1 protein-coding gene is annotated in these 1,073 nt (G+C 72.2%); it reads right to left on the reverse strand.

Going from position 1 to position 1,073, the window contains the following annotated elements; all coding sequences use genetic code 11:
- The coding region (locus ACZ4N5_RS43050) for a beta-ketoacyl reductase (RefSeq protein ID WP_467762416.1) at positions 1–1,073 on the reverse strand (1,073 nt) is incomplete at both ends.

Genomic DNA, 1,073 nt, shown 5'->3' on the forward strand with positions numbered 1-1,073 from the left:
ACGGGGAAGGTGGTGATGCCGTCACCACCGGTGGCGACGAGCCGCCACAGGTCCTCGGGCGAGCGGACACCGCCAGGGAAGCGGCAGCCCATGCCCACGATCACGATCGGATCGTCGTCGGACCCGGCCGGCGCGGTGCGCACAACCGGACGACCCGCATCGGAGGTTTCGACGCCGCCGATCTCGGCGAGCAGGTGCTGGGCGAGGGCGCTCGGGGTCGGATAGTCGAAGACCAGGGTCGGCGACAACCGCAGCCCGGTCTCCTGCTTCAGGACGTTGCGGAGCTCCACCGCCGTCAGCGAGTCGAAGCCCAACTCCTTGAAAGCACGGTCGGCCTCGACCGCCCCGGCATCCGCATGACCGAGCACCGAAGCGACACGACCACGCACCAACTCCAGCACGGACGCGGCGCGTTCACCCGCCGACATGCCGGCCAGCCCGGCCACCAGCGGAGAGTGGCCCTCCACCGCCGATCGCTGCTCGGCACGACGGCGGGAGGGGACCCGCACCAGATTGCGCAACAGCGCCGCCGTGGCACCGGGGGCCGCCGCCTGCGCGCGCAGCACCCCAAGATCCAGCCGCATCGGCAGCAGCACCGGCGCGTCCACCGCCATCGCCGTGTCGAACAGCGCCAGCCCCTCCGACCCGGACAGCGCACCCATCCCGTCGCGGGCCATGCGCCGCAGGTCGACCTCGTCGAGCCGCTCCGCCATCCCGCCCTCCTGCGGAGCCCACAGGCCCCACGCGAGCGCGACCGCCGGCAGCCCCTCGGCACGACGCCGCTCGGCAAGCACCTCCAAAAACGCATTCGCCGCCGCATAACTGCCCTGACCGGCCGCACCGAAAGCCGCAGCCGCACCCGAGAAGAGCACGAACGCGGACAGGTCCAGATCCCGCGTCAACTCGTGCAAATGCCAGGCTGCGTCGACCTTCGGCCGCAACACCGCCGCGACCCGCTCCGGCGTGAGCGAGGCCAGCACACCGTCGTCAAGGACACCGGCCGTATGCACCACCGCCGTCAGCGGCCACTCCACGGGCACGGCGGCCAGGACGGCGGCCAGCGCATCACGGTC

It is taken from the genome of Streptomyces sp. NPDC026500 (assembly GCF_055567635.1).